This is a genomic window from Propionicimonas sp. T2.31MG-18 (assembly GCF_964266745.1).
In the GTDB taxonomy this organism is placed as follows: domain Bacteria; phylum Actinomycetota; class Actinomycetes; order Propionibacteriales; family Propionibacteriaceae; genus Propionicimonas.
In genome coordinates this window covers 326,196-351,702 of the sequence record NZ_CAXWGX010000012.1, presented here as the reverse complement: position 1 = coordinate 351,702, position 25,507 = coordinate 326,196, and the positions used below count along the sequence as shown (strand labels likewise).

Sequence of the window (25,507 nt, the reverse complement as noted above, 5' to 3'; positions counted from 1 at the left end):
TCCTCGATCACGCTAGTTACAGCTGGCGACTTGCCCAGGAGGTGGCGATGATGGGATTCGGGATGATGGGCCCGACGAGCTGGGTCCTCGGCGCGCTCGCAATGGTCGTGATCTGGGGCGGGGTCTGGTGGGCTTTGTCCACCTTCGTCTTTCGCTGGCCACCCAGGGAGCACGCTCCCGCACCGAGAACCTCGGCGCCGACCGCCCCTGCGACCTGGGACCGGCCGGACTTCAGTGTCGGCAATGCCCGAACTCTGGACGCCACCGGACAGAACGCGATGTTTCAGCCGCCGACATCCGCAGCCCTCCCATTCAGTTCAGCCACCCAGAAACAGGAAGCGACTACCGATGAGCCTTGACCGTGCCCTCCCGCCGCCCACTGCGATCACCTTGGTGACCGCACCGGGCTGCCACTTCTGCGAGGACGCCCACAAGACCCTCACCGAGCTGACTCATCGCGACCCCTCACTGGTTCTGCAGCTGGTCGAGGCGGCGACACCGCTCGGCACCGCACTGATCAGTGCGCACCGGCCCGCCATGAACCCTCTGGTGCTCGTCGATGGGCGCTACTTCTCCGCCGGCCGACTCCCCCGTCGCAAGCTGGAAGCACTCCTCTCACGGCGCGAGTCGGTCGCTGCAGGAGGCGTCCGCAATGGGTGACCTGCTCACAACCGGGGGAATCCTCGCGGCCTTCTTCGCCGGCGGGGTCGCGCTCTTCGCCCCGTGCTGCATCGTGTTCCTCGCACCGAGCTACCTGGCCGGCGCGGTGAAGAACCGCCGCTGGCGGCTGCTGCCCCTCACCTTTCTCTTCGCGGCCGGTCTCGCCGTCGTGCTCGTGCCGATCACCGTCGGCGTCAGCCTGATCGCGGCAGCCATTGCCAAGTACCACTCGGTGCTCTACTGGGCCGGCGGAATCCTGATGCTCGTGCTGGCCGGCTTCACACTGTTCGGGCGCATGTGGAGCCTCCCGAACTTCCTCCGTGCGCCCGATACCGCCCGTGGTGACGGTGCCAGCTTCTTCGCCCTCGGCGTCTTCAGCGGCATCGCATCCAGTTGTTGCGCGCCGGTCCTGGTCGGCGTGATGACCCTCTCCGCGCTCGCCGGCAACCCCGTCGGGGGCGTCGCCCTCGGCCTGGCGTACGTGTTCGGGATGGTCTTCCCGCTGTTCGTCATGGCCCTGGTCTGGGACGCCACCGGCCTGCGCAACAAGCCACTGGTCGCCAAGCCCGTCCGGCTCCGCCTGGGCCGCTGGACGCTGGCCACCAACACCGTGAATCTCACCGTCGCCATCGGCTTCGCCATCATGGGCGTCTTCATCATCTACCTGGCCAACACCGGCCAGATGACCAGCGGTCCCGACGTGCAGGTAGCCATCGGACGCGGCCTCGCCACCTGGTTCGCCCAAATCGAAACCTGGCTCCAGCCCGTGCCCGAACCGATCCTCGGCCTCGGCCTACTGCTCGTCGCCGGCGTCTTCGTCTGGGGCACCCTCGTCGGGCGTCAGCGGGTGCGCCGGCCGTCCGACCATGCGCTCACCGGGCCGGTCGAAGCCCCTCCACCGTCGCGGCCGTCCACCACCGAGCCTTCGAACCACTGAAACCACTTCGCGAACAAGGAACAACACCATGAGCACCAACAACGCCCGCCAAGAGCTGCACGCCCGCCAGCGCGCCGCCGCGACCGCAGACAAGCGGCGACGAACCTGGCGCCGCTGGCTCGCCTGGTCCGCCGCGGTAGCAGTGGTGGCGATCATTGCCGGCATGCTGATCACCTCCCAGACCACCACGGCCACAACCAGCACAACCGCACCCGACTTCACCATGGCGACAACCAGCGGAACATCCGTCACCCTCTCCACACTCCGCGGGAAGCCCGTCCTGCTCTACTTCAACGAAGGCGCCGGTTGCGGCGCCTGCCTCATGCAAATGTCATCCATCGAAAAGAACAAGGCCGCCTTCGACGCCCTCGGCATCACCGTCCTCCCGATCGTGATGAACTCCAAGGCCGAAATCACCGCCGACATGAACCGCTACGGTGTCACCACCCCATTCCTTCTCGACGACGGCAAGGCGTCCAAAGCTTACGGCACCCTCGGTAAAGGGATGCACGCCGAATTGCCGGGGCACAGCTTCGTCCTCATCGACGCCCAAGGGGTCCAGCGCTGGTATGGCGAATACCCATCAATGTGGCTGGATCCCCAAGCGCTCATGACAGAAATCAAGGCACGCCTGGGACAGTAGCCGGACGTGAGGGCGCTGTTGGGGCGGTCGTGCCGACGACTCCGAGTCATCCCCCCGGCGCTCCTGGCAGTAGCGGGTGGCGTCGGCGTCTTCGCCGTCCTCGCGAGCCGGGGACCTCAGCCGGGCCTCGCTGCTGTCATCGCGATCGGCGCCGTGACTGCGGTCCTCCTGATCCACAAGTCGGCAAGGTGGCGCCGGTCGCATCGCCTCGCGAGGCGCCCCGGCGGGTGCCATCAGGCGGATGCCCTCGTGGTCGAATCCTCAACGAAACAGCACGCACCCGGCAGTCTCGGAACCGACAGCTGAGTGATTAACGCACCTCCGACTACTCTATATGAGAAACTGCTGATAGACTCTTAAGCAGTACTTCAGCTTTCGGAGGGGTGTTGCGCAAGATGAGCCGTCGGGTTGGCGCTCCACCCCGCTACGCCTACCAGGACGAAACCCTCCCGCCCGCCCTCGCCCGCCATCGACCCCGTCGGAACCGGGTCTGGGCGGCACTGAGCCCGGCACTGGTAGGCGCGACCGCCGCCGTGACCCTGCTCGGATCCGTGGCGATCGTCCCCTCCTTCGCCGCCAACTCCTTGATCATTCCAGTCACCGCGAAGACCATCGCTGGCGATTCCGATCCCGAAGTCACCATTGCCGACCTTGCCGCGGAACGCCAAGCGGCCCTCGAGGACGGCAGTGGCGCCATCGAAATCCAGCTCGAAGCCACGCTCTTGGCCGCGCACCACAAACGCGAGGCGTCGCAGACTTCTCTGATCAAGACAGAGATCACGCGCCTGCGGAACCTCAGCACGTTCTTGTGGCCGACTGAGGGTGGCGTCTCATCGGGATTTGGGTGGCGCATTCATCCTATTCTGAAGACCCGCAGGCTGCACAACGGCGCCGATATCGGTGGTGCGTGCAACAATCCGATCTACGCGGCACAATCCGGCATTGTCGTCAAAACGGGAACCGGCTACAGCGGGGGCTCTGGCAACAACGTCCGCATCGACCACGGCACGATCGAGGGAAACAACATCCAGACCGCCTACCTGCACATGACCCGGTTCGTCGTGAAGATCGGCCAACGCGTCGACAAGGGCGATCTGGTCGGCTACGTGGGCAGCACCGGGCTGTCAACCGCCTGCCACCTTCACCTGTCGCTCTACAAGGACGGGGTGGGCAGCGACCCGCTCGAATACGTCAAGAAGTAGGCACTCGTCGATCCCGAGATGATGACAGTCAATGGCGGGGCCGCATCTGAGGCGGCGACGGCCAACGTCACCGCGGGCATGGCCCGAGCAGCATCAAGGACAACTACAGAGCAACGACGACCCGCCGGCCGTGCCGTTGGCCGCCTCGCCCATGGGCTGCTTGAGGATTGAGTATGTCAACTCGACTTGGCCCTACGATGGTGGTGGGTTGGCCCCACCTGTGCGTGACCCATTGCCGCGCCCCAGCCGCGCTATGGGACTCACCCGTTTCCCGCCCCTCACGGCGTGTAGCGATCCATCGCAGCGGGTTATCGTGGTGATCGAGTTGCCGCAACTGGTCCGTTGGGCTGCGCCAAGGGGTAGTTGGTGGTCCTCGGCAGTTGAAGGAGGCGGCACGCAGCCGTGGCGGCCAGAGCGAAGACTGCGAAGATGGTCAAATTGGTGAGTGCGTCCGCCCAGGTAACCTCCTGAGTCGCTCGCAGTTGCGCGACACTCGACGTCAGCGCGGCGATCGAGTAAGCGCCGACATTGTTGACGATGTGGGCTGCGATCCCGGCCTCGAGGCCGCCGGTGAGAATCACGAGGCACGAGGCAAGCATTCCGAACGCGAATCTGTCCAGCAGGAGAGCTGCATTCTGGCTGCCGTGGAGCGAGGCGAACAGTAGGGATGAGGCTACGACTCCAATCCAGGGGTTCGTGGTGACTCCGGTCACTGCCTGTAATAGGTAGCCCCTGAAGAGATACTCCTCGGCTGCGGACTGCCAAGGAGTGACGATCGCCACCACGACGAGGAAAGCCCACCACCCCTCCTGCGGTGCGAACTGGAGCGGCTCACCCCGGAGGCTCCCGACCACCAGTGTGCCGCCAAGAACGACGACAGCCGCAATCGCGAGGCAGGTGACCAGATAACCTGGGCGAAGGCGCTGCTCGACGGAGGATAATTGTCCGAACGGTGCGCGATGGAACAGCGTCATCAACAGCCAGCAACACACCAATAGCGCGGCGATCGCCACGCCGTTCGCGGCAAGTCCGGCGGGTGTCTCGTACCTGGTGGCGGATGTGCGGAAGTCGGCGAAGGGGACGTCGGGCGCGACCAATGCGTGGGCAGCCGCGGTTACTGCAAGCGAGATCCACGGGGTGAGAAGGAAGTAGACAGCGAACGCCACGACGATGCCGAATAGCGCTGTCGTCCTTCCTCCGGGGCGGCTGAGTTGCCCGGCGAAGGTGACGGAAGACCCCGCTGAGTCTGGTTTGCCCGGGTCGGTGCTCGTGCCTGGTCGGGCGCGGAATGTCCCCATGAGTGGCTGCTTCTGTCTAGCGCGCCGGTGATGGTGCAGAGGGACGGCGCTCGGCGGTGGGGCTCACGCGGACAGCGGTCGCTGCGTGGACGCTGAGTTCGACAGGGGTGTCGTTGATGCTGAGCCAGGCAGCCGCGGCAGCAGGGTTGATCTCGGTGACGGTCAGCCAGGTACCAACGGAGATGCCGTGCTCGGTGAGGTAGCGCAGGATGTCGGGCGAGCGGTCGCATACTCGCAGAACCTGCACGCGATTGCCGGGTTCGGCCTCGCCCAACGCCTGGCTGTGGTCGGATGGAATCCGTCCATCGACGTCGGGGATGGGGGCGCCGTGTGGGTCGTGGGTGGGGTGGCCGAGGGCGGCGTCCATCCTGTCGAGCACCAGGTCGGAGGCGGCGTGTTCCAACCGGTTGGCCTCGTCGTGGACCTGGTCCCAGGACAGGCCTAGTCGTTGTACGAGGTAGGTCTCCAGGATGCGGTGGCGGCGAACGATGTCGACGGCGATCGTACGTCCGTCGTCGGTCAGGTCGATGGAGCCGTAGGGCTGGTAGGAGATCAATCCGTCCCGGGCGAGCCGTTTGAGGTTCGCCGACACGGTCGAGGGGGTGACGCCCAGTTGGGCGGCCAGATCGGTGGTGGTGGGTTGACCACCGGGCCACTCGTGGGCCTTCCAGATCAAGGTGACGTAGTCCTCGACCATGCGGGTGACGGGGGCGCGATTCATTGCCCCCATGCTAGGGAAACGCTGATCAATGAGCGAGTCTCGGTTGTCGGGTTTGGGGCGTTTGTCCTGTGTCGTGGCCCTGGATTGTGCTGTTGGCTAGGCAAAATGCTATTGTGACCGAGTTCCAGCCGAGTTTGTCCGATGTCGAGTACACGCAGCGTCGCCGTACCCCGAAGGCGGGAAGAGTTCCTAAACCGGATGGACCAGGTCGTGCCGTGGGCTGACTGGGTCAAGCTGATCGAGCCGCACTACTTCTCCAACAAGCGGGGCAGGCGGGCGGTGGGCCTGGAGACGATGCTGCGGATGTGCCTGTTGCAGGTGTGGTTCCACTTGTCCGATGAAGGGGGTGGAAGACCAGATCAACGACTCGTTCGCGATGCGTCAGTTCATGCGGCTCGACTTCGGTCGCGGCCAGCAGGTTCCGGACGCGACCACGCTGCTGCATTTCCGGCACCTGCTGGAGCGTCACAAGCTGGGCGAGAAGATGTTCACCGTCCTCAACGCCAAGTTGGAGGCTGATGGGCTGATGATGCGCGGGGGCAGCATCGTGGACGCCACGATCATCGCCGCCCCCTCCTCGACGAAGAACACTTCGGGTACCCGGGATCCCCAGATGCGTCAGACTAAGAAGGGTAATCAGTGGTACTTCGGGATGAAGGCCCATGCCGGGGTTGATGCCGGGACCGGCCTGGTGCACTCGGTCAGCGTCACGGCGGCGAGCGTGCACGACCTGGACGAGATCACCCGGCTGGTCCGTGATGATGATCAGGTGGTGTACGCCGATGGATTATCAGCACCGGGGTTTAGCAACGCGCCCTAGGCGCGTGCTCCGACCGCGACCTTCGACTGGTCCTCGTCGATCGGCGGCTCGTCACGGAAGGGTGCCACGAGCGTGCGCAGGATGTCCCGACGGTGCGCGATCAAGAACGCGGCCGCGAGGACGAGGTGGACGGCGCTCAGGAAATAGCGGCCGGTGGTGTCGGTGACCAGGAACTGGACGCCGAACAGGGCGGGCGAGCCCGATCGCGGGCCACCAGTGGAACCGCAGCGCGAGGATGATCGCCACGCCGAGCAGGGTCTGGGTGGCGGTCAGCGTGAACTCCTCGATCTGGCGGGCGTCCAGGGCCAGCGAGGAGGGGCCGCCGCCCAGGAAGTGCGCCACCGGCAGCGACCCGACCAGCAGGCTCCACTGGTTGACCTTCGAGGCGATCAGGGCGCCGATGGCGGCCGCTCCCTTCCCGCGCACGGCGAACATCACCGCGATGATGAACTCCGGGGCCTCCGAGGCTAGCGGCGCGAGCACTGGACCAGGAAATAGCTGTCGACACCGAGCGCAGAACCGGATGCAACGAGAGCTTCTGCGAACGGCTCGGCTGAGGCCAAGATCACTGCGCCGGAGCCGAGAAACATCGCGACTACGAGCACCCGACGGGCGGTGGAATGCAGGTCGGCGATGAGGGCTGCCGCGCCGATGAACTCCTCCTCCTCAACACTCTGGGCCTGCCCGGCCCGCCACAGGTGGAGGCCGAAGAGGGCGATCAGACCCACCCCGAACCACAGCGGGATGCTGCCGATCAGCGGAATCGCGAAGGCGATCACGCCCAGGATCGCGAGGAAGCCGATGTCACGGCGGCTGTCACGAGGCAGCACCAGGGCGCTCGGGACGACTGCTCCGTCCCGGCGGGCAGCACGGCGGGCGACGACGAGTGCCACGATCACGACCAGGGGCCACCCGAAGCCGAGCAGCAGCCGGTTCGACCCGGTCATGTTCGCGGCGGCGAAGTGCCGGTAGGACGGGTCGGAGCCGGACCGGTAGGCGTAGTACAGGTCGACGGCGTACTCCGGCAGGACGGCGATCAGCGCCAGCAAGGCGATCGCCAAGGCGCCGGAGATATCCTTTTGGGCGGCCTCGGCGGCCCAGGCGAGCAGGAACGCAGCCGCCACCACGGCGGCGCCGAAGACGAGCACCGCCACCACAGGCGGGAATACCATCCCGAGCACGCGGGTGGTGATCGCGGGCACCGCGATGAGCAGACACAACAGGATCCGACGGACAAGGGCAGCAGGCATCGGGAGTCTCCAGGTGATGCCGTAGCCGAGGGGTCTGCCCTCGGCCACGGCGATATGGCCGAAGGTCTCGTTCGCCTCCCAATGTGAGGTACTACTCCGGGCGGATCAGAATGACCGCCAGCATGTCGACGCACCGCGTCCGAACCAGGGTTCGGCGGAACTACTCCCCTTCGCAGTTCAGCTTCTCCAATGGTTCCCGGGTGTGTCCACGCACAGACTCATGTTGGACGAGCCACACAATTCTCCGCTGCGGCTTCAGGTGTTTCTGCAAGCCAGCGGCTACTCCCGGTCCGTTAACGCCCCTTCGATCCCGCCAGCCAACCCGAGCGGCGTGCGCGTCTGGCCGTTTGTGTTGGGGCGGCATGCTTGGCACATGACCTACCCAAAGGACCCCCCTCCGTACGAGCCATATCCCGATCCCGGGCAGCAGCCTCCTGCGACCGCGCTGGTGTGTCCCAAGTGCCACGGCGCCATGCGCACCTACGAACGCAACGGCATCCAGTTGGAGCAGTGCGGCAACTGCCGCGGACTCTTCCTCGACTTCGGCGAACTCGAACAGCTCACCCAGATGGAAGGCCGGTTCCTCAACCAGCCACCCCCGATGCCCGGTTACGGCCCGGCGTGGGGCAAACACGGCGACCGCCGATACCGCAAGGGTGGACTGGCTGGGCTCTTCTTTTCCAGTTAGCCGCGACGCACTAGCACGATCCAAGGGCGGAGGATCGGTGAACGAGCACTCCCCGAACGGCAGACGCGGACGGACCAGGACGTTCGCGAAGGCTCCGCCCGTCGCGGTTCTTGCCGCGGCGGCGGCAGCCCAACTCCTCCTTGCCCGCGGTCGGCGGACGTCGGCGATGTCCGTGATTGAGTCGGCACTGGTGGCGGCGCTGGCGCTCGGGCTGCTGATCGGGAGCCTGGTCGGCTTCCGGCGCCAACGCACGACAGTGGATCCACTTGTTCCTGGGCGAGCAACCTCTCTGGTGGTGACCGGGCCGAATGCCGTGACGCGGAATCCGATGTATGTCGGGATGGCCGGGGTTCTGCTGGCGCATGCCGTTGCGCGTCGATCGCTGCCGGGGCTGGTTCCGTTGGCGGGATTCGTGGTCTGGATGGACAGGCTCCAGATCCCGCCCGAAGAAGCGGCTCTGGAAGCCACCTTCGGCGACGAGTACCGACGCTACGCCCGACACGTCCCACGATGGCTCGGCGGCACCCCCGGCCGGCAAGAGGTACTCGGCAGCGGGTCCTGTGGAGGCCACGGACTTCAGATGCCTCAGCGCGGGCGTCGGCGACAAGTGCGCTGCGCGGATGGCGGGCTGCAGATTCGTCCCAAGAATGGAGCGAACCCTTCGCGAGCTCCCCGGTAGCCGGGACAGGCCGGATCGAGGACCGGGATCTGCGGTAGCCTCACCGCCGGGCTGCGAACCCGAGCAACAGGAGGCCGGGCAGGCTGGTCGTGGCCAGGAGACCGGCGAGCCACGGGCCGAGAGCGACCGCGGGGGTCAGTCCGGTGCGGAGTGGGATGGTGGTGACCCGAGCGCCGGCGGTGTCGGCGGGGAGCTCATCGAGGAGTGTGCCGTCGGGGGCGAAGGCCTGGCTGGTGCCCGTCGTGGAGACGTTCACGACGCCGCGACCGGTCTCGATTGCGCGCATCCGGGCGAAGGCAGCCTGTTGCAGGTTCTCGTCGGTGCCGCGGAAGTCGCCGTTGTTGGACTGAAGCAGGTACAGCTGAGCCCCGTCCTGGGCACCCCGCCAGATGACGTCGTCGAAGATCACGTCGAAACAGATCGCCAATCCCACCCCGACCCCGTTCAGGCTGACATACGGGGAGTTGGTGCCGGGGGTGTACTCGCGTCCGATCAGGCCGATCAGGTCCGGTGCGATGCGCTGGTAGAACCATAGGTCGGGCACATACTCACCGAACGGGACCGGGTTGGCCTTGTCGAACAGCTGGACTACGCCGCCGGCGGCCGGCCAGAGCAGGGACGTGTTGTAGGTGTTCCCCCCGCGACGGGTTGCAGCGTTCACCAGCAAGGGTGCCGAAGCCTGGCGGGACAGCTCATCGAGCGCTGCATCGGTCCCCGCGTCGTTGAGTGGGTCACTGTCTACCCCTCCTTCGGGCCAGACCAGCACATCCACCGGCTGGCCGATCAGCGGAATGCTTGCGGCGGTCTGTGCGGTGAGCATCGCACCAGGGGCAGCGGCGTCGAAGTAGCCGGCTGGCCCGTTGCCCTGCACCCATCCGACGGTTAACTCACCAGCCGGTGTGGTGGGGAACTGCGGCACAACCAGAAGCAAGCCGATCACCGCGGCGGGCATGACCAGGCCTCGCCAGTCACGCCCGCGACCGACCCGCCACCACTGGCCGATCCCCGCACAGACGGTCGCGATCATGAACGACATTCCGGTCACACCTACCCACGAGACCGCTTCGGCGAAGGGGCTGGTCGCCTGGCTCATCCCCAGGCGAGCCCAGGGGAATCCGCCGTAGGGCCAACTGCCCATGACGGTCTCGCGCAGCGTCCACAACCCTCCGACCAGAAGCGGGACGACCACCACCTGACCCCACCGGCCGCGCAGCGCCCGCGTGGACCACCGGAAGGCCAACGCGATCGGTACCGCTCCCACGGCGAACAACAGCGCCTGCACGCCAGCCAGACCGAGCCACGGCAGCGGACCCAGAAACCGTCCCGCCCAACTCAGGTGAGTCACGTAGAAGGCACCGCCGTAGACCAGACCAACCAGAAGGGCCCCGCCTGCCCGGCGGCCGGTGAGAGCGATCAAGGCCAGGGTGACGCTGACAAGCGCGATCGGCCACCAGCCGAGTTCAGGGAACGCTGTGTCCAGCGCCAAGCCAGCCAAGGCCGAGGTCACGACAGCCCACCCCAGCGGCAGCACGGGCTGAGTCAGGTGCGCAGGCTGGCGGGCACCGCCCAAGCGGCAGCTGGTCGTTGTGGTGATCGTTGGGCTGCTCACCATAGAGCAATCCTTCTTCCGGCCGCACTCGTCCTCAAGCGACTTCATCTTTCGACCTTGACTGACCATTGGTGACGTCGGTGAGTTCAGCAGGCCCAAGGTCTTGAGGACATGTTCGTTGACATTGACGAACTAGCAGCTGTCTCGAAACTCCTTGAGATTGGTGGGGCCAGCCAGCGTAACGGCGGGTCCGAACTGCAGCGGCAGGAGCCTGCTGGCCGGGTCGGGCAGATCGTCGGCGGAAAGTGGCGCTCGCGCCGTGGGTGACGCCATCGAGGGTGAGATCGACCTGCACGGTGGACTGGAAGTCGCCCAGCGTCGCGGACTGTTTGCCCTTGCCGGCCGGGCCATTCCACCACACCGAGCCGGCCGGGCCGCAGCCGATGCGGGGATTGGTCGCCTCGAACGAGAGCGAGCGTCCGTTGGCTGCCGTGAGCGAGATGATCGCCGAGGCCTGTACCGGTGAGGTGGCGAGGCCGCCCACAGACAACTCGACACCGAAGGAGTCTGGGCGTCCGTCGTCGGCGATGACCGCGATCTGCGCCGTGGATTCGGGGATCGCCTGGTCGGACGGGGTCTGCCAGAGCAGGTCGGCGACCATTTCGCCGCCGTGGCCCGAGGCGAAGACGCTCACCCGGTGGTCGCCGGGCAGGCCCCGCGGGCGGACCACCCACCAGCCGCCGCCCGAGGCTTCGGTGCGCGCGTTGATGCTGGTCGGGCTCTTGTCCATCCCGCTCGACTGCCTCACCGTCAGCTCGTCGAAGACAGGGACCGGGACGTAGACGAACAGCACTTCTGGCCACCCGACTGAAGGCGGGTAGATGTCGAAGCCGTCCACGCAGACGCTGCCGCCGCCGGCGCCTGAGTAGTAGAAGGTGAACGGTGACAGCGTGAGCTCGGTTCCGGCGAACCGCACCCGAAGGCACGGACCAGAGCCGGGCGCCCGGGGAACTGCCATGGTTGACGGTCGCAGTCGGGGTGGGCAGGTCCGGGTCTGACGCGCCAGGAAGGGGCGCGTGGCAGCACGGTGGCGCCACCGGTCAGCGGGCCGGCGGCTGCCACCACCAGAGCAGTGCGTTCCTCGCACCGCGCTCCACGCCCGTGCCTGCCCAGTCGTTGCAGGTAGTCCTCCGACTTCAAGCGAACCCGTCCGATTCCCCCAAAGATGGCCCGGGTGGTGCCCTGTGACGACTGCGTCGACGTGGTCAATGGCCAAGCATCCTGCGGCACGCCTGGACGAGCACGCAAGTCATGTCTGGGTGCTCGGGTGAGCGGAGCGCCTGGACGGTTGCGATCAGGGTTGCCGCGCGGGCCGGCAGGTCGAGGTTCGCCCAGGGGTCGCCGGTGGGTGGTACTGCGGCGCCGCCAGCGTCTCGATACGCGGTGAGGAGAGCGTTCCAGGAGGCGTCGTCGAGTAGTCCCGCCGCCCACAAGCCGGCAGGACGTGCGAGGTCCCAGGCCGGGTCGCCGATGCCAGTGTCGTCCGGATCGAGTAGCTTCCAGCTACCCTCGGGCGGGCGGCCCAGTTGCCCGAGGTGGAGGTCGCCGTGGATCAGCGTGGTGCGAGACGGCTGGCGTAGCTGTCGGATCAGGCCATCGCCAAGTTCTGCGAGCCAGTCCAGGTTCTCGCCGGTGTGCTGGCGGAGGTGGGCGGTTGCTCGTGCGAGGCGGGCGGGCGCGCCGGAGGGCGGAGCGCCGGGCCGAGAGGGCGGGGTCTGGTGCAGTCTGGCGAGCAGTGTTCCCAGCTGTGTCCAGGGCGGCTGGTCGGTGGGTGTGAGCACGCCGACGTGCGGCCAGGTCGTGGCCAGCCGCCCTCGTGGTCCGGGCATCGGCAGGGCGCGCAGCGGCTGGATCCAGAAACGGCTGACGCCCGGTCGGGCCATGCTCTGCAACCGGCGGGCGAGGAGGACGACGTCGGTTCCGCGAGGGTGGAGCTTCACGACGACTCCGGCGCAGGTGTACAGCTGTGCGTGGTCCGGGCCGGGTTGGCGCCGACCTTGCTGCGTCAGTTCGCGCACGACGGTCCGCGGACCGACAGTGGCGTCATGGTCACTGGCCACCAGTCGCACGAAGTCGGCGATGTCGTCCGAAGCAGCGGTTCGCTCCGGCCGCTCTTCGTGGCTGCCGGCTTGGGCCTTGCGCGCCCTCGGGTCTGCTTGGCGACTCGTTGCCGGGTCTTGGCGTCCGGTCGGTGTCGGGTTCGTTGTCACCGGTACTCCAGGGCGATCGCCATCCCTGTTTCGGCGTGGTAGGGGTTCTGGCAGTGGATGCTCCATGCCCCGGGATTGGTGGCGTCCAGCTGGAGCGGGATGGTGGTACTGGGAGGTATCAGGACGGTGTCCTTCCGTAGCCCGTTGGGCATGGCCATGGTGTGTCCGTGCAGGTGCAGGGGATGGGCGCTGGTTGTGGCATTGGTGACATCCAGTTGCAGCCGCTGGCCCTGGAACACGGTGATCGGGTTGTTGCGTCCGAACGGTGCCCCGTTGATGGTCCACCCATACGGATCGGCCTGACCGCCGAGGCGAAGCCGGGCGAACACATCGGTGGGGCGGCCGGGCAGCCGGGCCGAGTCGTCCGGGGTCAGTTCGGTAGCCTGGAGTACCGGCTTGGTGAACTCGGGTAGCCGACCAACGGCTGGTGCCATGCCGGTGGTGGTACGGATAAGGGCCATGGCTTGCCCGGGTCGACGCCAAGGTCTCGCGACGAGCGGGAACACACCATCGCCGAGGTTGACCAGCAGGTCGTAACGCTCGCCCTGGCCGATGTGGAGCGCCGCTGTCTCACGTGGCGCCACCCGGAAGCCGTCGGCGTGGGTGACGGTCAGCCGATGCCCGCCGACAGCGAGGGTGAAGATCGTGTCGGAAGCGGCGTTGATCACCCTCAGCCGCAGCCGGCGGCCCGGTCGGCCGCGGTAGCTGACCGGTGCTGCGGGCAGGGCGCCGTTCACCAGGTAGTAGGGGTAGTTGACGCGGCCCGGGTCGCCAAACGGGGCGGTGCTGGTGCTGCCCGTCTGGGCCGAGGTCGTCGGCCGGGTCGCGGTGAGCGCTCGCAGCACATCGTCGGGGGTGCGGCCGGTCCCGTCGACCCAGTCATCGAGGACCACGATCCACTCGTCGTCGTAGTCGCCGGGCTCGGCCGGGTCGGCAATGGTCAGCGAGGCGTACAGGCCGCGGTCGAGCTGGACACCGACGTGGGCGCCGTAGAGGTAGGTGCCCGGACGCTGCGCGACGAACTCGTACAGGTGGCGGCCGCCGGGGGCGATCGAGTTCTGGGTCATGCCCGGCGCGCCGTCGACACCGTTGGGCAGCGCGAGCCCGTGCCAGTGGAGGCTGGTGTCGGCGGGCAATTGGTTGTCCAGGGTGATCCGCAGCAGGTCTCCCACCCGCGCGTCCAGGCCGGGTCCTGGCATGACATCGCTGTAGGCCCAGGTGTCGACCAGCAGCCCTCCCAGATCGACGGTGGTCGGGGCTGCCCGCAACGTCTTCTCCACCACGGTGCCACCGGCGGCGGGGGCGAGCCGGGGCGGGGTCGGGTAGGGCATGGTTGGCTGCAGGGACGCGCCGTCCGGCCCGGAGCGAGTGCGGGCCGGGACGCAGCCGCCCAGCAGCCACGTCCCGGTGATTGCCAGGCCGCCGCCGATCAGGCTGCGACGTGAGGTGTCCATTGCTCGTTCCATGGTTCGCTGACCGGTTCTCGTGGGCTATTCGGCGAGGGCCTGCTGGATTAGGGTCTCCAGTTCGCCGAAGGACTGGGGCTCGATGAGCTTGCCGTTGAGGAAGAAGGTCGGGGTTCCCTGAACGCCCATGCTGGTGCCGTCCTGGACGTCGCTTTGGATGCGGTCGGTGGTGGCGGTGGCGTTGTAGGCGGCCTCCCACGTGGCCATGTCCAGGCCGAGTTCTTGGGCGTAGCCGCGGAAGACGTCGTCCTTGGGGACCTGCTGTTCGGCCCATTCGGTCTGGGCTGAATACATCTTGGTGTACATGGCTTCGAGTTGGCCCTGCTGGGCGGCGGCCTCGACGGCGCGGGCAGCGCGCAGGGCGTTGAAGTGGCTCTGGATGGGGAAGTAGCGGATCACGAAGCTGACCCGGTTCCCATAGGTCCGGCGCAACTCCTCGATGGCGGGGAAGGCGGCGCCGCAGGCTTCGCATTCGAAGTCCAGGAACTCCACGAAGGTCACCTTTGCGTTGGGGAGGTCGTTGAGCCGACGGGAGTCCTCCCGCACCGTGAGGTCGGCCGATGAGGTGGTCGACGGTGTCGGTGTGGCGATGGCGGCCTCCTGGGGGCGGGTGAGCTGGAAGCCGGCGTAGGCCCAGCCCGCCACCAGGACGACGCCAATCACGACGAGCACAATCCTCCTGACTCGTCGTTCGGTGCTGGCTCTGGTCTGGTCCTCGGGAGTCGTCCGTCCCTGGGGGCGTCTGTCGTTCTTGCTCATGTCGGTCTCCTGATGGCTTGTACTGGTCGGTGGATGTTGGTGAGGGTGGCGGTCCGGGGAGCCCGCGGTCAGGGGTTCGACCGGCTCCGGCGAGGCGTCACTGGTGTGGGGTTAGCTGACAAGTGCTGGGCCGTACTTGGTGACGACCAGCGTGGTGATGGCGGTGAGCCACAGCACGACGAGCAGCAGGTCGAGCCCCATGCGGAGGCCTGCGTTGGCTGCGTTGTGGACCGGCCGGGGTAGGTAGAGGTTGCCGTCGCGGATGTTGACGTGGGTGAGGGAGGCGAACACCAGGGTGGTCGACACGGTCACCACTAGGCACCAGGGGCACAGTGCTCCGATGACGAAGGTGGATTCGAAGAAGAGCCAGTACGCGAAGGTGAGCCCGAGGGTGTAGACGAGTTGGGCGGCGAGCATGAACGCCCGTGGGAACCGCACGCCGGCCAGGCTGGCGACGGCGATGGTGATCACCACAGGCTCGGCCATCAGGCCGAGGAAGGCGTTCGGGAACCCGAACAGGCCTGCCTGCCAGGAGCGCGCCACAACGCTGCAGCTGATGACTTCGTTGATGTTGCAGGGGAGGGCGATCTTGGGGTCGGCGGCGAGCCGGATCGCGTCGGTGGCCAGGACGAAGGAGGAGTACAGGCTCAGGCAGGCGGAGAACAGCATGGTGGAGAAGATCCACCGGTCGGTCTGCCGGAACCGGTGGGCACGTTCCAGCAGGTCAGCTGGATAGGGCATGGAAGGGTCGCTCTCTGATGTCGTTGGCTGCGCCCGCGATGTCATGACATGCGGGTGCGCAGCACAGCCCGCACGGCGCGGTCGCGCCGGCCGGCTGTATGGAAGGGGCTAGATCAGCAGGACGACACCGGTGGGCCGCGCCGCTGCAACGGCCGGTAAAGGCCGAAGCGCACGTCCATACATTGCGGCGCGGGCGCCGCAACGGTCGCGATGGCCACCACCGGGGCATGGAAGCCGCGAGCCGGCAGCCGCTGGCGAAGCCAGTCACGAACCTTGCGGAACGCCCGACGAGCCCACAGGCCGGCGCCGAGCGCCATCAATACCCCGACCGCGCCAGCAACCAGGGTGGAGGTCGATACCAGCACCCACAGCTGCACCGCGACGCCGTAATTGCTGCCCGGCAGATAAGAGTGCTCCGGACACAGCCGTGACTCGGCCAACACGTCCAGGTGCACACCCAGCGAGGCCAACAGCGGAACCTGCGGCGAGCAGGTCGTATCGCTCACGCTCCCGCTCGCGGCGGCGGCGGCGGCGAGGTTGGCGCCACCGACTGCGGTCAATACGACAGCGCTCCACGCACTGCGGTGTCGACGTGTTCTCATCAGCGCTCCTCGGCCTGCCGGGGTCAGTCTAGCCCGCGCCCAGAAGGCCCCGAGCTGACCTGACCGGGCGGCTGCGGCAGGCCAGCGCCAGTCGCGTCCCCCACTATCGACCGGGTGTCGATGACCCGATGGTCCGGCGCCGGTGGCCGGCTGCGGCTGTCGCGCCACGCAAGGCGCAAGGCGGCAGCGACGCCGACCGCGAGGGCGATGTCAGCGAGGTTGCCGACGAACAGTTCGCCGTAGGCCAGGAAGTCCGTCACGCGACCGCGTCCGAACGACGGCTCGCCGAGGAGTCGGTCGACCAGGTTTCCCAGCGCCCCGCCCCAGATGAGGCCAAGGGCGACAGCCCAGCCCTTCGACCGCGCGCGGGCGGCCAGCCGTCCCAGGACAACCACCGCGACCACACCCACGACGGTGAAGACCCAGGTCGCCCCTGACCCGAGCGACAGGATCGTGCCCGGGTTGAACGCCAATTGCAGCCCGAGCAGGTCACCAAGCATTGGTAGGCGCGCGTCCTGGCGCAATACGGACCGAGCAAGAGCCTTGCTGCCCTGATCCAGCAGCACCGTCCCGCCCGCGATCAGGGCGGCCACCGCGAGCCCAGAGGTGCGCGCGGTGGGAGGATCCGCCGAGACCGGCGAGCCCAAGGAGTTGGACACGTGCGGTTCGCTCACCGCCGCCGCCTAGGCAGGTTTGACGATCCTGCCCCTGCGACCGGGTTGGAGGCCCGGGTCACGGCCGGCCCGTCAGCTTCACGCGGGGCGCGGGCGAGTCGCCGGCCTGCCGGTTGGGCTTGTCCTCGTGGACGATGCCGTGGTGGTCGCGGTTGTTGTCGAACCGCAGCAGCCGCAGGGCGTTGAGGACGACCAGCACGGTGGAGCCCTCGTGGATGAACACGATCGGCCCCATCGCCAGCCCGACCAGGCTGGCCGGCACGAGGGCGGCGACAATCGCGAGTGCGGCGATCAGGTTCTGCCGGATCAAGCGGGTGGTCGCCCGGCTCAGCCGCAGCATGAACGGGACCCGGCCGAGGTCGTCGGCCATCAAGGCGATGTCGGCGGTCTCCAGCGCCACTGCGGAGCCGGCGGCCCCCATGGCGATGCCCACGCTGGCGTTGGCCATGGCCGGCGCATCGTTGACGCCGTCGCCGACCATGCAGGTGATCCTGCTCTCGCGGCCGAGTTCGCGGATCACGGCCACCTTGTCCTGCGGAAGCAGCTCTCCCAAGGCGCGGTCGATGCCCACCGAACGGCCGACCGCTTCGGCGACCTGCTGGTTGTCGCCGGAGATGAGGACGAGTTCACCCACCCCGGCCGTGCGCAACACTTCGAGGGTGTCCCGGGCCTCCTGCTTGGGTGCGTCCATGACACCGATCACGCCTAGGAACCGTTCACCATGCAGCACCAGCATCGTCGTGCGGCCTTCGGACTGGAGCTGCTCTACGGCTGCTACCAGGTCGGCGGGGGGCTCGGCGCCGGCTTCGGACAGCATCCGAAGACTGCCCATGAGAGTGGGGCGGCCGTCGACGACAGCCCGCACGCCACGGCCGGTGACCGCCTCCAGATCGGCAGCGGTCAGCCGGGCGTTGTCAGGCACAAGCCCAGCGAGATCACGGACCACGGCGGTCGCCAACGGATGGTCACTCAAGGCCTCCACGGCCAGGGCGACCGCGCTGAGTTCTGCGGTTGTGGCCCCGTGCGCCGCGATGGTGTCGGTCACGGTCGGGTGGCCCCAGGTGAGGGTGCCGGTTTTGTCGAAGGCCATCGCCTCAACCTTGCCGAGACTCTCCAGCGGCGCCCCGCCCTTGACAAGGACCCCGGCGCGGGCCGCCCGAGCCACCCCCGCCAGTACCGCCGCCGGGGTCGCGATCGCCAACGCACACGGGCTGGCGGCCACCAGCACCAGCATCGCCCGGTAAAAGCTGTCCACCGTGGGCTCCTGCAGGAACAGGACGCCCACAACGAAGACGACCGCCACCGCCGCAATGACGGCAGGTACGTAGAAGCGCTGGAACCGGTCGATGAAGCGCTGCGTCGGCGACTGGGCTGTGTCGGCCTCCTTGACCAGCTTGACCACCCTGGCCAAGGTCGTGTCGGCCGCAGCGGCGGTCACAACCATGTCGAAGGCTCCCGGGCCGTTGACCGTCCCGGCGAAGACCCGGGATCCGCTAGAGATCGCCGCCGGGTTCGCCAACGCCTTCTCGACACTGGGCACCGGCGCCTTCTCCACCGGCATAGACTCGCCCGTCACCGCGGACTGATCGATCGCGGTCGACCCGACACTCACGAACCCGTCCGCCGGAACCCGCGAGTTGGGGCGCACCGCCACCACATCACCCACTACGAGCTCCTCCACCAGCCGTTCCTCAGTGGCTTCCTGCCCGACCCGGACGGTCGCGGTCCGCGGAGCAAGCTCGGCCAGCGCCTCGATCGAGCGGGTCGCGCGCGCCATGGCGAACTCCTCCAGCGCGTGCCCGATGCTGAACAGAAACAACAGCACCGCGCCCTCGGCGAGCTTGCCGACCGCAGCAGCCCCGACCGCCGCCACGATCATCAAGAAGTCGACCTCGAAACGCCCCCGTCGCACCGACCGCCACGCCCCGCGCACAGTGAAGAAGCCGCCGAAGAAGTAGGCCAGCAGATACAGGCCCACAAACACCGCCCCCGGTGCCCCCAGGCCGAACTCGGTCAGCAGGCCCGACAGGTACGCCACCCCGGAGGCGATCGCGAACCACAACTCCCAGCGGCCATCCCCATGTGCATCCTCGGAAGACCCGTCACGATCGATAACACTCATGATCGCATCATATCATGATATTGTGACGTGATGGTCGACTCGTGACTGCGTGCGGAGTCGGCGCCGATCTGGTTTGATCAAGGGTGCCCAACTGCTCGGAGGTTCCACGATGCTGCTGACAGAAGCGGAACGCGTGGCGGAAGTGATGGGCGGTCTCGCGACACCCGCCCGCGTCCTGATCCTCGCGCGGCTGTTGCAGTCACCCGCCACGGTCGGCGAACTGACCGCCGAACTCGGTCTCTCCCAGACCGCAGTCTCCAACCATCTGCGAATCCTCCGCCACCTCAACCTCGCGACCGGCGACCGCCAGGGCCGTCATGTGACCTACCATCTTGAGGATGACCACGTCCGCGCCATGATTGAGCAGATCCTCACCCACGCCAGCCACGGCTGACGGGGTCACACCGGCGGTGCAGAGAACCGATAGACTGAGTAGAACCTGAGAGCACCTTAGGCTATCCTCATGCTGCCGGGAGGGGAGAATGGCTGACGGTCAAGCGGGGCGGCTCGCACGGCTCGCCATGAGCGTGGTGGCACTCTCCACGCTCCTCGTTGTGAGCAACTCGGTGGAACTCAGCCACCAAGCCCACGCCGCGGACCTACCCGCACGCCAACCGCTGATCGGCACCGCCAGAACCGACCCCCCCTCCACAAGACAACTCGCCGAACAGCGCGCCGCGAGCCTTCACCAAGCCGCTCGCCTGGTGCAGACCGCAGCCCAGCAGTCCCGGCTGCAAGACCATCGCAGTGGGGAAACGGAGCAAGCCAACGCCATCCAGGCAGAGGTTGATCGCCTGAACAACCTCACCGAGTTCGCATGGCCCACCAACGGTGGCGTCTCCTCCGGGTTCGGCATGCGCAAACACCCCATCCTCGGCTACGTTCGCCTGCACAACGGAGCCGACATCGGCGGCGCCTGCGGAAACCCCATCTACGCCGCCCAGTCCGGAACAGTCACCAAAGCCGGCTACAGCAGCAGTTCGGGCAACAACATCCGCATCGACCACAGCACCATCAACGGCAAACGTGTAGAGACCGCCTACCTTCACATGAGCAAGCTCGCCGTGCGCAACGGACAGAGAGTCAACAAGGGCGACATCATCGGCTACGTCGGAACCACCGGGCTCTCCACCGCCTGCCACCTCCACCTCGCCCTCTACGAGGACGGCAGCGGCAGCGACCCACTCGACTACCTCCAGCGCAGTTGATGGCATACGCCAGCAGCACCGGGCCCTCGTGGAAGCCTGTGACCCCGTCGATGGGACGCCACCCAGCGGCCGCCAAACACACCACCGGCACCCCGACCGCTGGGCGCATTGGGCACCTTTGAGGTTCCCCCGGATCGGCATCGGGATTGAGGTCTACGCTCGACAACCTCAACCCGCGGTCGCCTTGGTGTCTTGTACCGCGCCTTGCTGAGCGGCCTCTGCCAGGCGGCGGGGGAGGTGGTCGTCAGGCAGGCTCAACGACCCGACTGCAGCGCCCCGGTGGTGGCGACCACGTGGGTCAGCACGTCGATACACGTCCTGCTCCACCATCCGGGCCAAGCCGCGTAGCTCACCCTCGATCCGGTAGAGGTGGCTGATGAGGGCAACTCGTCGAAGTCGGTAGTCACAGCCATCACCTCCTGTACTCCGTGCGCTCCTGGTGAGTGTGGCTGGTCTTGGGGTGGCCGTATCGGTGGGGGTAGGCGTCGAACGCCGCCGCACACCCGGTCGAGCAGAAGCAGAAGGTCCGGCCGTCATGAGCGCAGGTTGCCGCGGGGCGGGCCGGGTCAACCGCCATCCCGCAGACCGGATCGATCGCCTTGGCGGTCTTCTTCCTGCCGAACACTCTCGTTTCCTCGCGGCGAACGGTGGGCTTGGACTCGTCCCTGGCGCTGACCATGGGGACCACGATGGTCGACGCGGGCACGGGGATCGGGCGTGGCTGGAAGCGACGAAGTCGGTTGGAGTTGGCCACCATCGACAGCGAGGACATCGCCATCGCCGCGGCCGCGATCATGGGGCTCAGGGTGATCCCGAAGGTGGGGTAGAGGGCACCGGCGGCAATCGGGATGCCGAGGCTGTTGTAGAGGAAGGCGAACACCAGGTTTTTCCGGATGGTGCGCATGGTGGCGCGGGAGAGGTCGACGGCCGTCACCACTCCCGACAGCGCCCCGGAGATGAGCGTGATGTCGGAGGACTCGATCGCCACCACATCGGTGCTCCGTGTGCCGATGACTGAGCCGACATCGGCTTGGGCGAGCGCGGGCGCATCGTTGATGCCGTCCCCGACCATCCCGACGATCTTACCTTCGGCCTGGAGCCGCTGGACCTCGGCCGCCTTGTGATCGGGCAGGACTTCGGCGATCACGCGAGCGATGCCGACCTGGCTGGCGATGGCAGTCGCCGTGTTGCGGTTGTCGCCGGTCATCATGACGACTTCGATCCCTCTGGACTGCAGCGCCTGGACCGCCGCGGCGGACCCCTCCTTGATCGTGTCGGCGACGCCGATCACACCGGCTGGGTGTGCATCGATGGCGACCATGATGGGCGTCTTGCCCTGTCCGGCCAACCAGTCGTGGCCGGCCATCAGCGCCGCTGGATCGATGCCGGCCGCCTCGAGCAGGCGGCGGTTGCCGACACGGAGGATCTGGCCGTCGATGACGGCCTGCACACCCTGCCCGGGGATGGACATGAACCCTGCCAGCTCGGGCAGGCTCACTCCGCGATCGGCGGCCCCGCGTACGATCGCGGTCGCCAGGGGGTGTTCGGAGGCCTTCTCCGCTGCCGCGACCAGACCGAGGAGTTGGTTCTCTCCGATGCCGCCAGCCGGCAGGACGTCGGTGAGCGCCCGCACCCCCTTGGTGATGGTCCCGGTCTTGTCCAGGATCACCGCATCGAGTTTGTGCGCTGTCTCCAGCGCTTCGGCCGAGCGGATCACGACGCCGTGGGTGGCACCCTTGCCGGTGCCAACGGTGATCGACATCTGGGTTGCCAGGCCGAGGGCGCACGGGCAGGCGATGATCAGCACCGATACCGACGCGACGAGGGCGAAGTTGAACACGGGCGGGGGGCCGAACACCAACCAGGCCACGAAGGCCCACACCGCGATCACCATGACCACGGGCGCGAAGTAGCTGGACACCTTGTCGACCAGCCGCTGAATCGGGGCCTTGGATCCTTGCGCCTCCCGAAGCAGCTTGATGATCTGGGCCAGCATCGTGTCGGCACCGACCTTCGTGGCCCGGTAACGCAAGGTGCCGGTGGTGTTGATCGCGGCCCCGATCACGGCATCACCCGGTGCCTTGGCAACCGGCAAGGACTCGCCCGTGACCATCGACTCGTCGACGCTCGCGGAACCGGCGACCACCTCACCGTCCACGGGGAGCCTCTCCCCCGGCCGAATAACCACCTCGTCACCGACGATGACCTCGTCGACTGCCACGTCAAGCTCCTGGCCGCCGCGAACGATTCGCGCGGTCCGGGGCTGCAGCCCGATCAGCTGGCGAATCGCGTCGCCCGTTCTAGCCTTCGCCCTGGTCTCCAGCAGTCGGCCGAGCAGGATCAGGGTGATGATCACGCCAACGGGCTCGTAGTAGACCTCGCGCGACTCCGGCGGCAGGAGACTGGGGAGGAACGTCACCAGCAGGCTGTAGGCGAGGGCGGCCATCGTGCCGACTGTGATGAGGGAGTTCCTGTCCGCGTTGCGATGGGCCAGCGCCCGCCAGCCCGTCCGGTGGATGGGCCAGCCGGCGTAGAACATGACCGGAGCCACCAGCAGCAACTGGAGCAATGGGCTCATCAGGAAGGCCGGAACCCAGGCCACTTTGAACAGCTCGGTGGCCGTCACCGCGAACAACACCGGAGCGGACAGGACCGCGCCCACGATCACTCGGTGGGACAGGTCACGGATCTCCACCGTCCGCTCGGCTTCTTCCTCGTCGGCAGCCGTTGCGAGAGCCGCCGCTGTCGCGGGCTCGGCGTGGCGTCCGTCGGCCTCGGGGGAGGCCCCGCCGGATGGCGGGGGTCGTCTCGGCGCCTCGCCCTGGACCCGGAGGAGGCCCGAGACCATGTTGATTCCGCACGCGAAGCGGTACTCCCCCGCGCTGGTCGGGGTGAACTCGACGGCGGTCGTTCGGAACGCCGGCAGTGCCGCGTTCACCTTGAAGTCCGGCACGACCACGCGGGAGGTGCACTCCCCGCCCTCCCTGCGATCGAACAGCAGTCGCAGCGGAACGCCCGGACGGACGCCCTCGATGAGGTCGGGGCGGTAGCCGCCGTCCACGACGATGCGCACGACCTGGACCCCGTTCTCAAGCTGCACGCGCCCGGCCCTCTCGGACCCGAAGAAGTACCAACCGAGCAGCCCGGTGATCCCGACCGCCACTGCCACCACAAGCCAGACCACGTCGCTCTCTCCACCTGCGCGTATACGGGGTGCGGGTATCCCAACTCGGCAACGCTATGTCCCCAAAACACCGGTCAACAGGCGCGTCCGGTCAAGAATCGGTCAAGATCGCGAAGGCGTCCCGGACGCCGACCACGGCACGATCAGGGGCGTCTTCCCCAGACGGGTCCGGTCGAGATGGGACACGGGCTCGACGTCGATGGGCACGTCGGGGCCCACGCCTGCGTGGCAGAGTCCGGCCAGCACGGCGCTCCTGATTCGGGGAAGGTCGAGGTGATGGTCCGGGTCGAGAACCCTCACCGCGAGGCCGTTGGGCAGCTGGCGAACCTGCCAGCCGTGAACGGCCAGCGGGCCCACCGCGTCGTGGAAGACGTCGGGGCGGACGACAACCGCGCCGCCGGCGTTGGCGGTCAGGCGGAGGCAGGACTCGGTCCTGCCGATCACCGTTTCCAGCACCCGATAGGGCGAGCCGCACGGGCACGCCCTGGTCGCCAACCGGACGGAGTCGTCGAGCTCATACCGGATCAGCGGCAAGGTGCGGGAGAACAGGACGGTGACCAGCAGCCGGTCGGCGAGCTGACCGTCCGGCACCGCACGGTAGGCAGCGTCGACGGGCTCGACGAGCACGAAGTCCTCGTACAGGTGCAGCGAACCCATCGGACACATGGAGGCGATTGTGGCTGTTTCGGTGGCGGCATAGGTGTTGAGGACGTCCACTCCCCACGCGTGGACCGCCATTCGTTGTGCTGCGGGGAGGAGTTCCTCTGAGGCGGTGATCACCTTCTCGGGAGCAATTCTCAGGCTGCCCGCAAGTTGCGCCTCGGCCAGCGGGGCGAGCATCGACGCATAGCAGACCAGGAGCCTGGGACGGAACCGGTTGAGCTGGTTCACGATCTGCTCCAGAGGGTCGGTTGCGTTGACCCTCAACGTGGGCACCAACCTGCTGCGAATCGAGGCCCCGACCACGGCGGACTGGTGGGTCGGGTTCCGGGTCGACACGATGGCCGTCGGCAGTGGGTGCCCGGGACCCACCCTGACGCCGACCCAGTCGTTGACCCTGGCGTAGGAGGCAAGGATGGAGACCCACTCGCGGCGGTCCCAGACGAAGACTCCCCGTTCGCCGGTAGAGCCACCAGTTGCAGCCATCCACCATCGACCCCGCCAGGGTAATGACGGGTCAGTACCGTCCGACTCACGCTCCGCGAGGTTCCGTTCGACTAACTCCCGCCTCAAGGACGGCGCGGTGACCAACTCGTCCCAGAACTCCATCAGGGTAGACTTCGTCATGGGCGGCAGTTCCTTCAACGGCGCAGCGTCGAGGTGACGGTGATATTCAGCGAGGAACGGGGATCGCTGCATCGCATGTTGGCGTAGCTGGTGCAGCCGGACGGACTGGAAGCGCATGAGGCGGGACCGGCTCCAGCGCAACCGCCCCTGCTGACCGGTTCGTCTCAGCAGAAGGTCGGCGAGCAGGAGGTTCATCAGGCAGACGCCTCCCACCCGACCTCGAGCGGATCAACCGGGTCCCGGACCATCGGCCCGGATGAGACAACGCGAAAGCCGGCCCGCAGGATCGCCGCCCTCACGACGGCAGGATCCGCACTGCCCGCGGCAGGGATCGTGATCAGCGAAACCCCGAAGGGCACCAGCCGGACACCCACTTGCTCAACCTCGGGCAGGCTGCGGATCTCGTCGAGGGCGACCCCCACGCACTTCGAGCAGGTGAGCCCCCGGACGCGGAAGGCGACACTCTTCGAGCGTTGCGGTGACTTGGCGGCCTCTGGCATGACTCCATCGTTCGCCTGCGGAAGTCAACATGTGGTGTCGAGCCGGTTAAGATCGAGAAAGGGCGGACCTCCGGATGGTGAGCCGCGCGGACCGCGGTGAACCCGCCGACCAGGACTCCGGGCCGATCGATTTGGAGGCGCTGTACGTGGACGCGTAGAGTCCGCGCCATGCAGTTCTCCACGAACGCTCACGCTCGCGCCATCCGGTTCTCCCGGCCCGCGATGTGTCTGTGTTGCGTCGTGACGC

The 25,507-nt window shown here is 67.4% G+C and carries 24 protein-coding genes; 8 read left to right on the top strand and 16 right to left on the bottom strand.

Annotated elements, in window-relative coordinates:
* The first annotated feature begins 348 nt into the window (after window positions 1–348).
* The 4 genes from ACFQQJ_RS06635 to ACFQQJ_RS06620 all read left to right on the top strand — a co-directional run bounded on the left by ACFQQJ_RS06635 (window position 349) and on the right by ACFQQJ_RS06620 (window position 3,442).
* A complete protein-coding gene (locus ACFQQJ_RS06635) occupies window positions 349–660 on the top strand; it encodes a glutaredoxin (protein WP_377105202.1) in 312 nt (103 codons plus the stop codon).
* Entirely contained in the window at window positions 653–1,597 is a 945-nt protein-coding gene (locus ACFQQJ_RS06630; protein WP_377105201.1) for a cytochrome c biogenesis CcdA family protein, read from the top strand. Before ACFQQJ_RS06635 ends, ACFQQJ_RS06630 begins: the two co-directional genes overlap by 8 nt.
* 28 nt (window positions 1,598–1,625) lie before the next feature.
* Window positions 1,626–2,240: a peroxiredoxin family protein gene (locus tag ACFQQJ_RS06625; protein WP_377105200.1), complete on the top strand. Its 615-nt coding sequence runs from the start codon at window positions 1,626–1,628 to the stop codon at window positions 2,238–2,240.
* 533 nt (window positions 2,241–2,773) lie between these two features.
* The gene (locus ACFQQJ_RS06620) at window positions 2,774–3,442 is read left to right on the top strand and encodes a M23 family metallopeptidase (protein WP_377105199.1); all 669 of its coding nucleotides are present in this window, start codon (window positions 2,774–2,776) and stop codon (window positions 3,440–3,442) included.
* Window positions 3,443–3,750: 308 nt separating this feature from the next.
* Here ACFQQJ_RS06620 and ACFQQJ_RS06615 read toward each other — a convergent pair whose 3' ends face one another.
* Both ACFQQJ_RS06615 and ACFQQJ_RS06610 read right to left on the bottom strand, forming a co-directional pair.
* A complete protein-coding gene (locus ACFQQJ_RS06615) occupies window positions 3,751–4,608 on the bottom strand; it encodes a CPBP family intramembrane glutamic endopeptidase (RefSeq protein ID WP_377105198.1) in 858 nt (285 codons plus the stop codon).
* Between the two features lie 148 nt (window positions 4,609–4,756).
* Window positions 4,757–5,461 (bottom strand): metal-dependent transcriptional regulator, encoded by a 705-nt coding sequence (locus ACFQQJ_RS06610; protein WP_377105197.1) that lies wholly within the window; start codon window positions 5,459–5,461, stop codon window positions 4,757–4,759.
* 337 nt (window positions 5,462–5,798) lie between these two features.
* Between ACFQQJ_RS06610 and ACFQQJ_RS06605 the strand changes: the two genes are divergently transcribed.
* On the top strand, window positions 5,799–6,281 hold the full coding sequence (locus tag ACFQQJ_RS06605) for an IS5 family transposase (protein ID WP_377105196.1): 483 nt from the start codon (window positions 5,799–5,801) through the stop codon (window positions 6,279–6,281).
* Window positions 6,282–6,332: 51 nt separating this feature from the next.
* Here the strand turns inward: ACFQQJ_RS06605 and ACFQQJ_RS06600 are convergent, their stop codons facing one another.
* Window positions 6,333–6,764 (bottom strand): hypothetical protein, encoded by a 432-nt coding sequence (locus ACFQQJ_RS06600; protein WP_377105195.1) that lies wholly within the window; start codon window positions 6,762–6,764, stop codon window positions 6,333–6,335.
* Window positions 6,749–7,531: a hypothetical protein gene (locus ACFQQJ_RS06595; protein WP_377105194.1), complete on the bottom strand. Its 783-nt coding sequence runs from the start codon at window positions 7,529–7,531 to the stop codon at window positions 6,749–6,751. Before ACFQQJ_RS06595 ends, ACFQQJ_RS06600 begins: the two co-directional genes overlap by 16 nt.
* 373 nt (window positions 7,532–7,904) lie before the next feature.
* On the opposite strand from ACFQQJ_RS06595, the gene ACFQQJ_RS06590 reads away from it, so the two are divergent.
* Complete coding sequence (locus tag ACFQQJ_RS06590) at window positions 7,905–8,219, top strand: zf-TFIIB domain-containing protein (RefSeq protein WP_377105193.1); 315 nt, start codon at window positions 7,905–7,907, stop codon at window positions 8,217–8,219.
* A gap of 719 nt (window positions 8,220–8,938) precedes the next feature.
* Here ACFQQJ_RS06590 and lnt read toward each other — a convergent pair.
* From lnt to ACFQQJ_RS06545, 9 genes are all read right to left on the bottom strand, one after another.
* The gene (gene lnt, locus ACFQQJ_RS06585; RefSeq protein WP_377105192.1) at window positions 8,939–10,555 is read right to left on the bottom strand and encodes an apolipoprotein N-acyltransferase; all 1,617 of its coding nucleotides are present in this window, start codon (window positions 10,553–10,555) and stop codon (window positions 8,939–8,941) included.
* Complete coding sequence (locus ACFQQJ_RS06580; RefSeq protein ID WP_377105191.1) at window positions 10,542–11,423, bottom strand: hypothetical protein; 882 nt, start codon at window positions 11,421–11,423, stop codon at window positions 10,542–10,544. The genes lnt and ACFQQJ_RS06580 overlap by 14 nt, the downstream gene beginning before the upstream one ends.
* Before the next feature lie 289 nt (window positions 11,424–11,712).
* Entirely contained in the window at window positions 11,713–12,717 is a 1,005-nt protein-coding gene (locus ACFQQJ_RS06575) for a phosphotransferase family protein (RefSeq protein WP_377105190.1), read from the bottom strand.
* Window positions 12,714–14,171, bottom strand: a complete 1,458-nt coding sequence (locus ACFQQJ_RS06570; protein WP_377105189.1) for a multicopper oxidase family protein — start codon at window positions 14,169–14,171, stop codon at window positions 12,714–12,716. Before ACFQQJ_RS06570 ends, ACFQQJ_RS06575 begins: the two co-directional genes overlap by 4 nt.
* A gap of 36 nt (window positions 14,172–14,207) precedes the next feature.
* Window positions 14,208–14,855: a DsbA family protein gene (locus ACFQQJ_RS06565; RefSeq protein ID WP_377105188.1), complete on the bottom strand. Its 648-nt coding sequence runs from the start codon at window positions 14,853–14,855 to the stop codon at window positions 14,208–14,210.
* A gap of 198 nt (window positions 14,856–15,053) precedes the next feature.
* Window positions 15,054–15,683, bottom strand: coding sequence for a vitamin K epoxide reductase family protein (locus tag ACFQQJ_RS06560; RefSeq protein ID WP_377105187.1), 630 nt, complete (start codon window positions 15,681–15,683; stop codon window positions 15,054–15,056).
* A 113-nt stretch (window positions 15,684–15,796) separates the two neighbouring features.
* Window positions 15,797–16,189, bottom strand: a complete 393-nt coding sequence (locus tag ACFQQJ_RS06555) for a hypothetical protein (protein ID WP_377105186.1) — start codon at window positions 16,187–16,189, stop codon at window positions 15,797–15,799.
* A gap of 119 nt (window positions 16,190–16,308) precedes the next feature.
* Window positions 16,309–16,959: a signal peptidase II gene (locus tag ACFQQJ_RS06550; protein WP_377105185.1), complete on the bottom strand. Its 651-nt coding sequence runs from the start codon at window positions 16,957–16,959 to the stop codon at window positions 16,309–16,311.
* A 58-nt stretch (window positions 16,960–17,017) separates the two neighbouring features.
* Window positions 17,018–19,081: a heavy metal translocating P-type ATPase gene (locus ACFQQJ_RS06545; RefSeq protein ID WP_377105184.1), complete on the bottom strand. Its 2,064-nt coding sequence runs from the start codon at window positions 19,079–19,081 to the stop codon at window positions 17,018–17,020.
* A gap of 109 nt (window positions 19,082–19,190) precedes the next feature.
* Between ACFQQJ_RS06545 and ACFQQJ_RS06540 the strand changes: the two genes are divergently transcribed.
* Window positions 19,191–19,475 (top strand): ArsR/SmtB family transcription factor, encoded by a 285-nt coding sequence (locus ACFQQJ_RS06540; RefSeq protein ID WP_377105183.1) that lies wholly within the window; start codon window positions 19,191–19,193, stop codon window positions 19,473–19,475.
* An 88-nt stretch (window positions 19,476–19,563) separates the two neighbouring features.
* Window positions 19,564–20,289: a M23 family metallopeptidase gene (locus ACFQQJ_RS06535; protein ID WP_377105182.1), complete on the top strand. Its 726-nt coding sequence runs from the start codon at window positions 19,564–19,566 to the stop codon at window positions 20,287–20,289.
* 412 nt (window positions 20,290–20,701) lie between these two features.
* Here ACFQQJ_RS06535 and ACFQQJ_RS06530 read toward each other — a convergent pair whose 3' ends face one another.
* The 3 genes from ACFQQJ_RS06530 to ACFQQJ_RS06520 form a co-directional block, all read right to left on the bottom strand.
* A complete protein-coding gene (locus tag ACFQQJ_RS06530; protein ID WP_377105493.1) occupies window positions 20,702–23,452 on the bottom strand; it encodes a heavy metal translocating P-type ATPase in 2,751 nt (916 codons plus the stop codon).
* A gap of 123 nt (window positions 23,453–23,575) precedes the next feature.
* Window positions 23,576–24,955: a phenylacetate--CoA ligase family protein gene (locus ACFQQJ_RS06525; protein ID WP_377105181.1), complete on the bottom strand. Its 1,380-nt coding sequence runs from the start codon at window positions 24,953–24,955 to the stop codon at window positions 23,576–23,578.
* Window positions 24,955–25,260 carry a heavy-metal-associated domain-containing protein gene (locus ACFQQJ_RS06520; RefSeq protein WP_377105180.1) on the bottom strand — a complete coding sequence of 102 codons (306 nt, stop codon included), beginning with the start codon at window positions 25,258–25,260 and terminating at the stop codon, window positions 24,955–24,957. The genes ACFQQJ_RS06525 and ACFQQJ_RS06520 overlap by 1 nt, the downstream gene beginning before the upstream one ends.
* Between the last annotated feature and the right edge of the window lie 247 nt (window positions 25,261–25,507).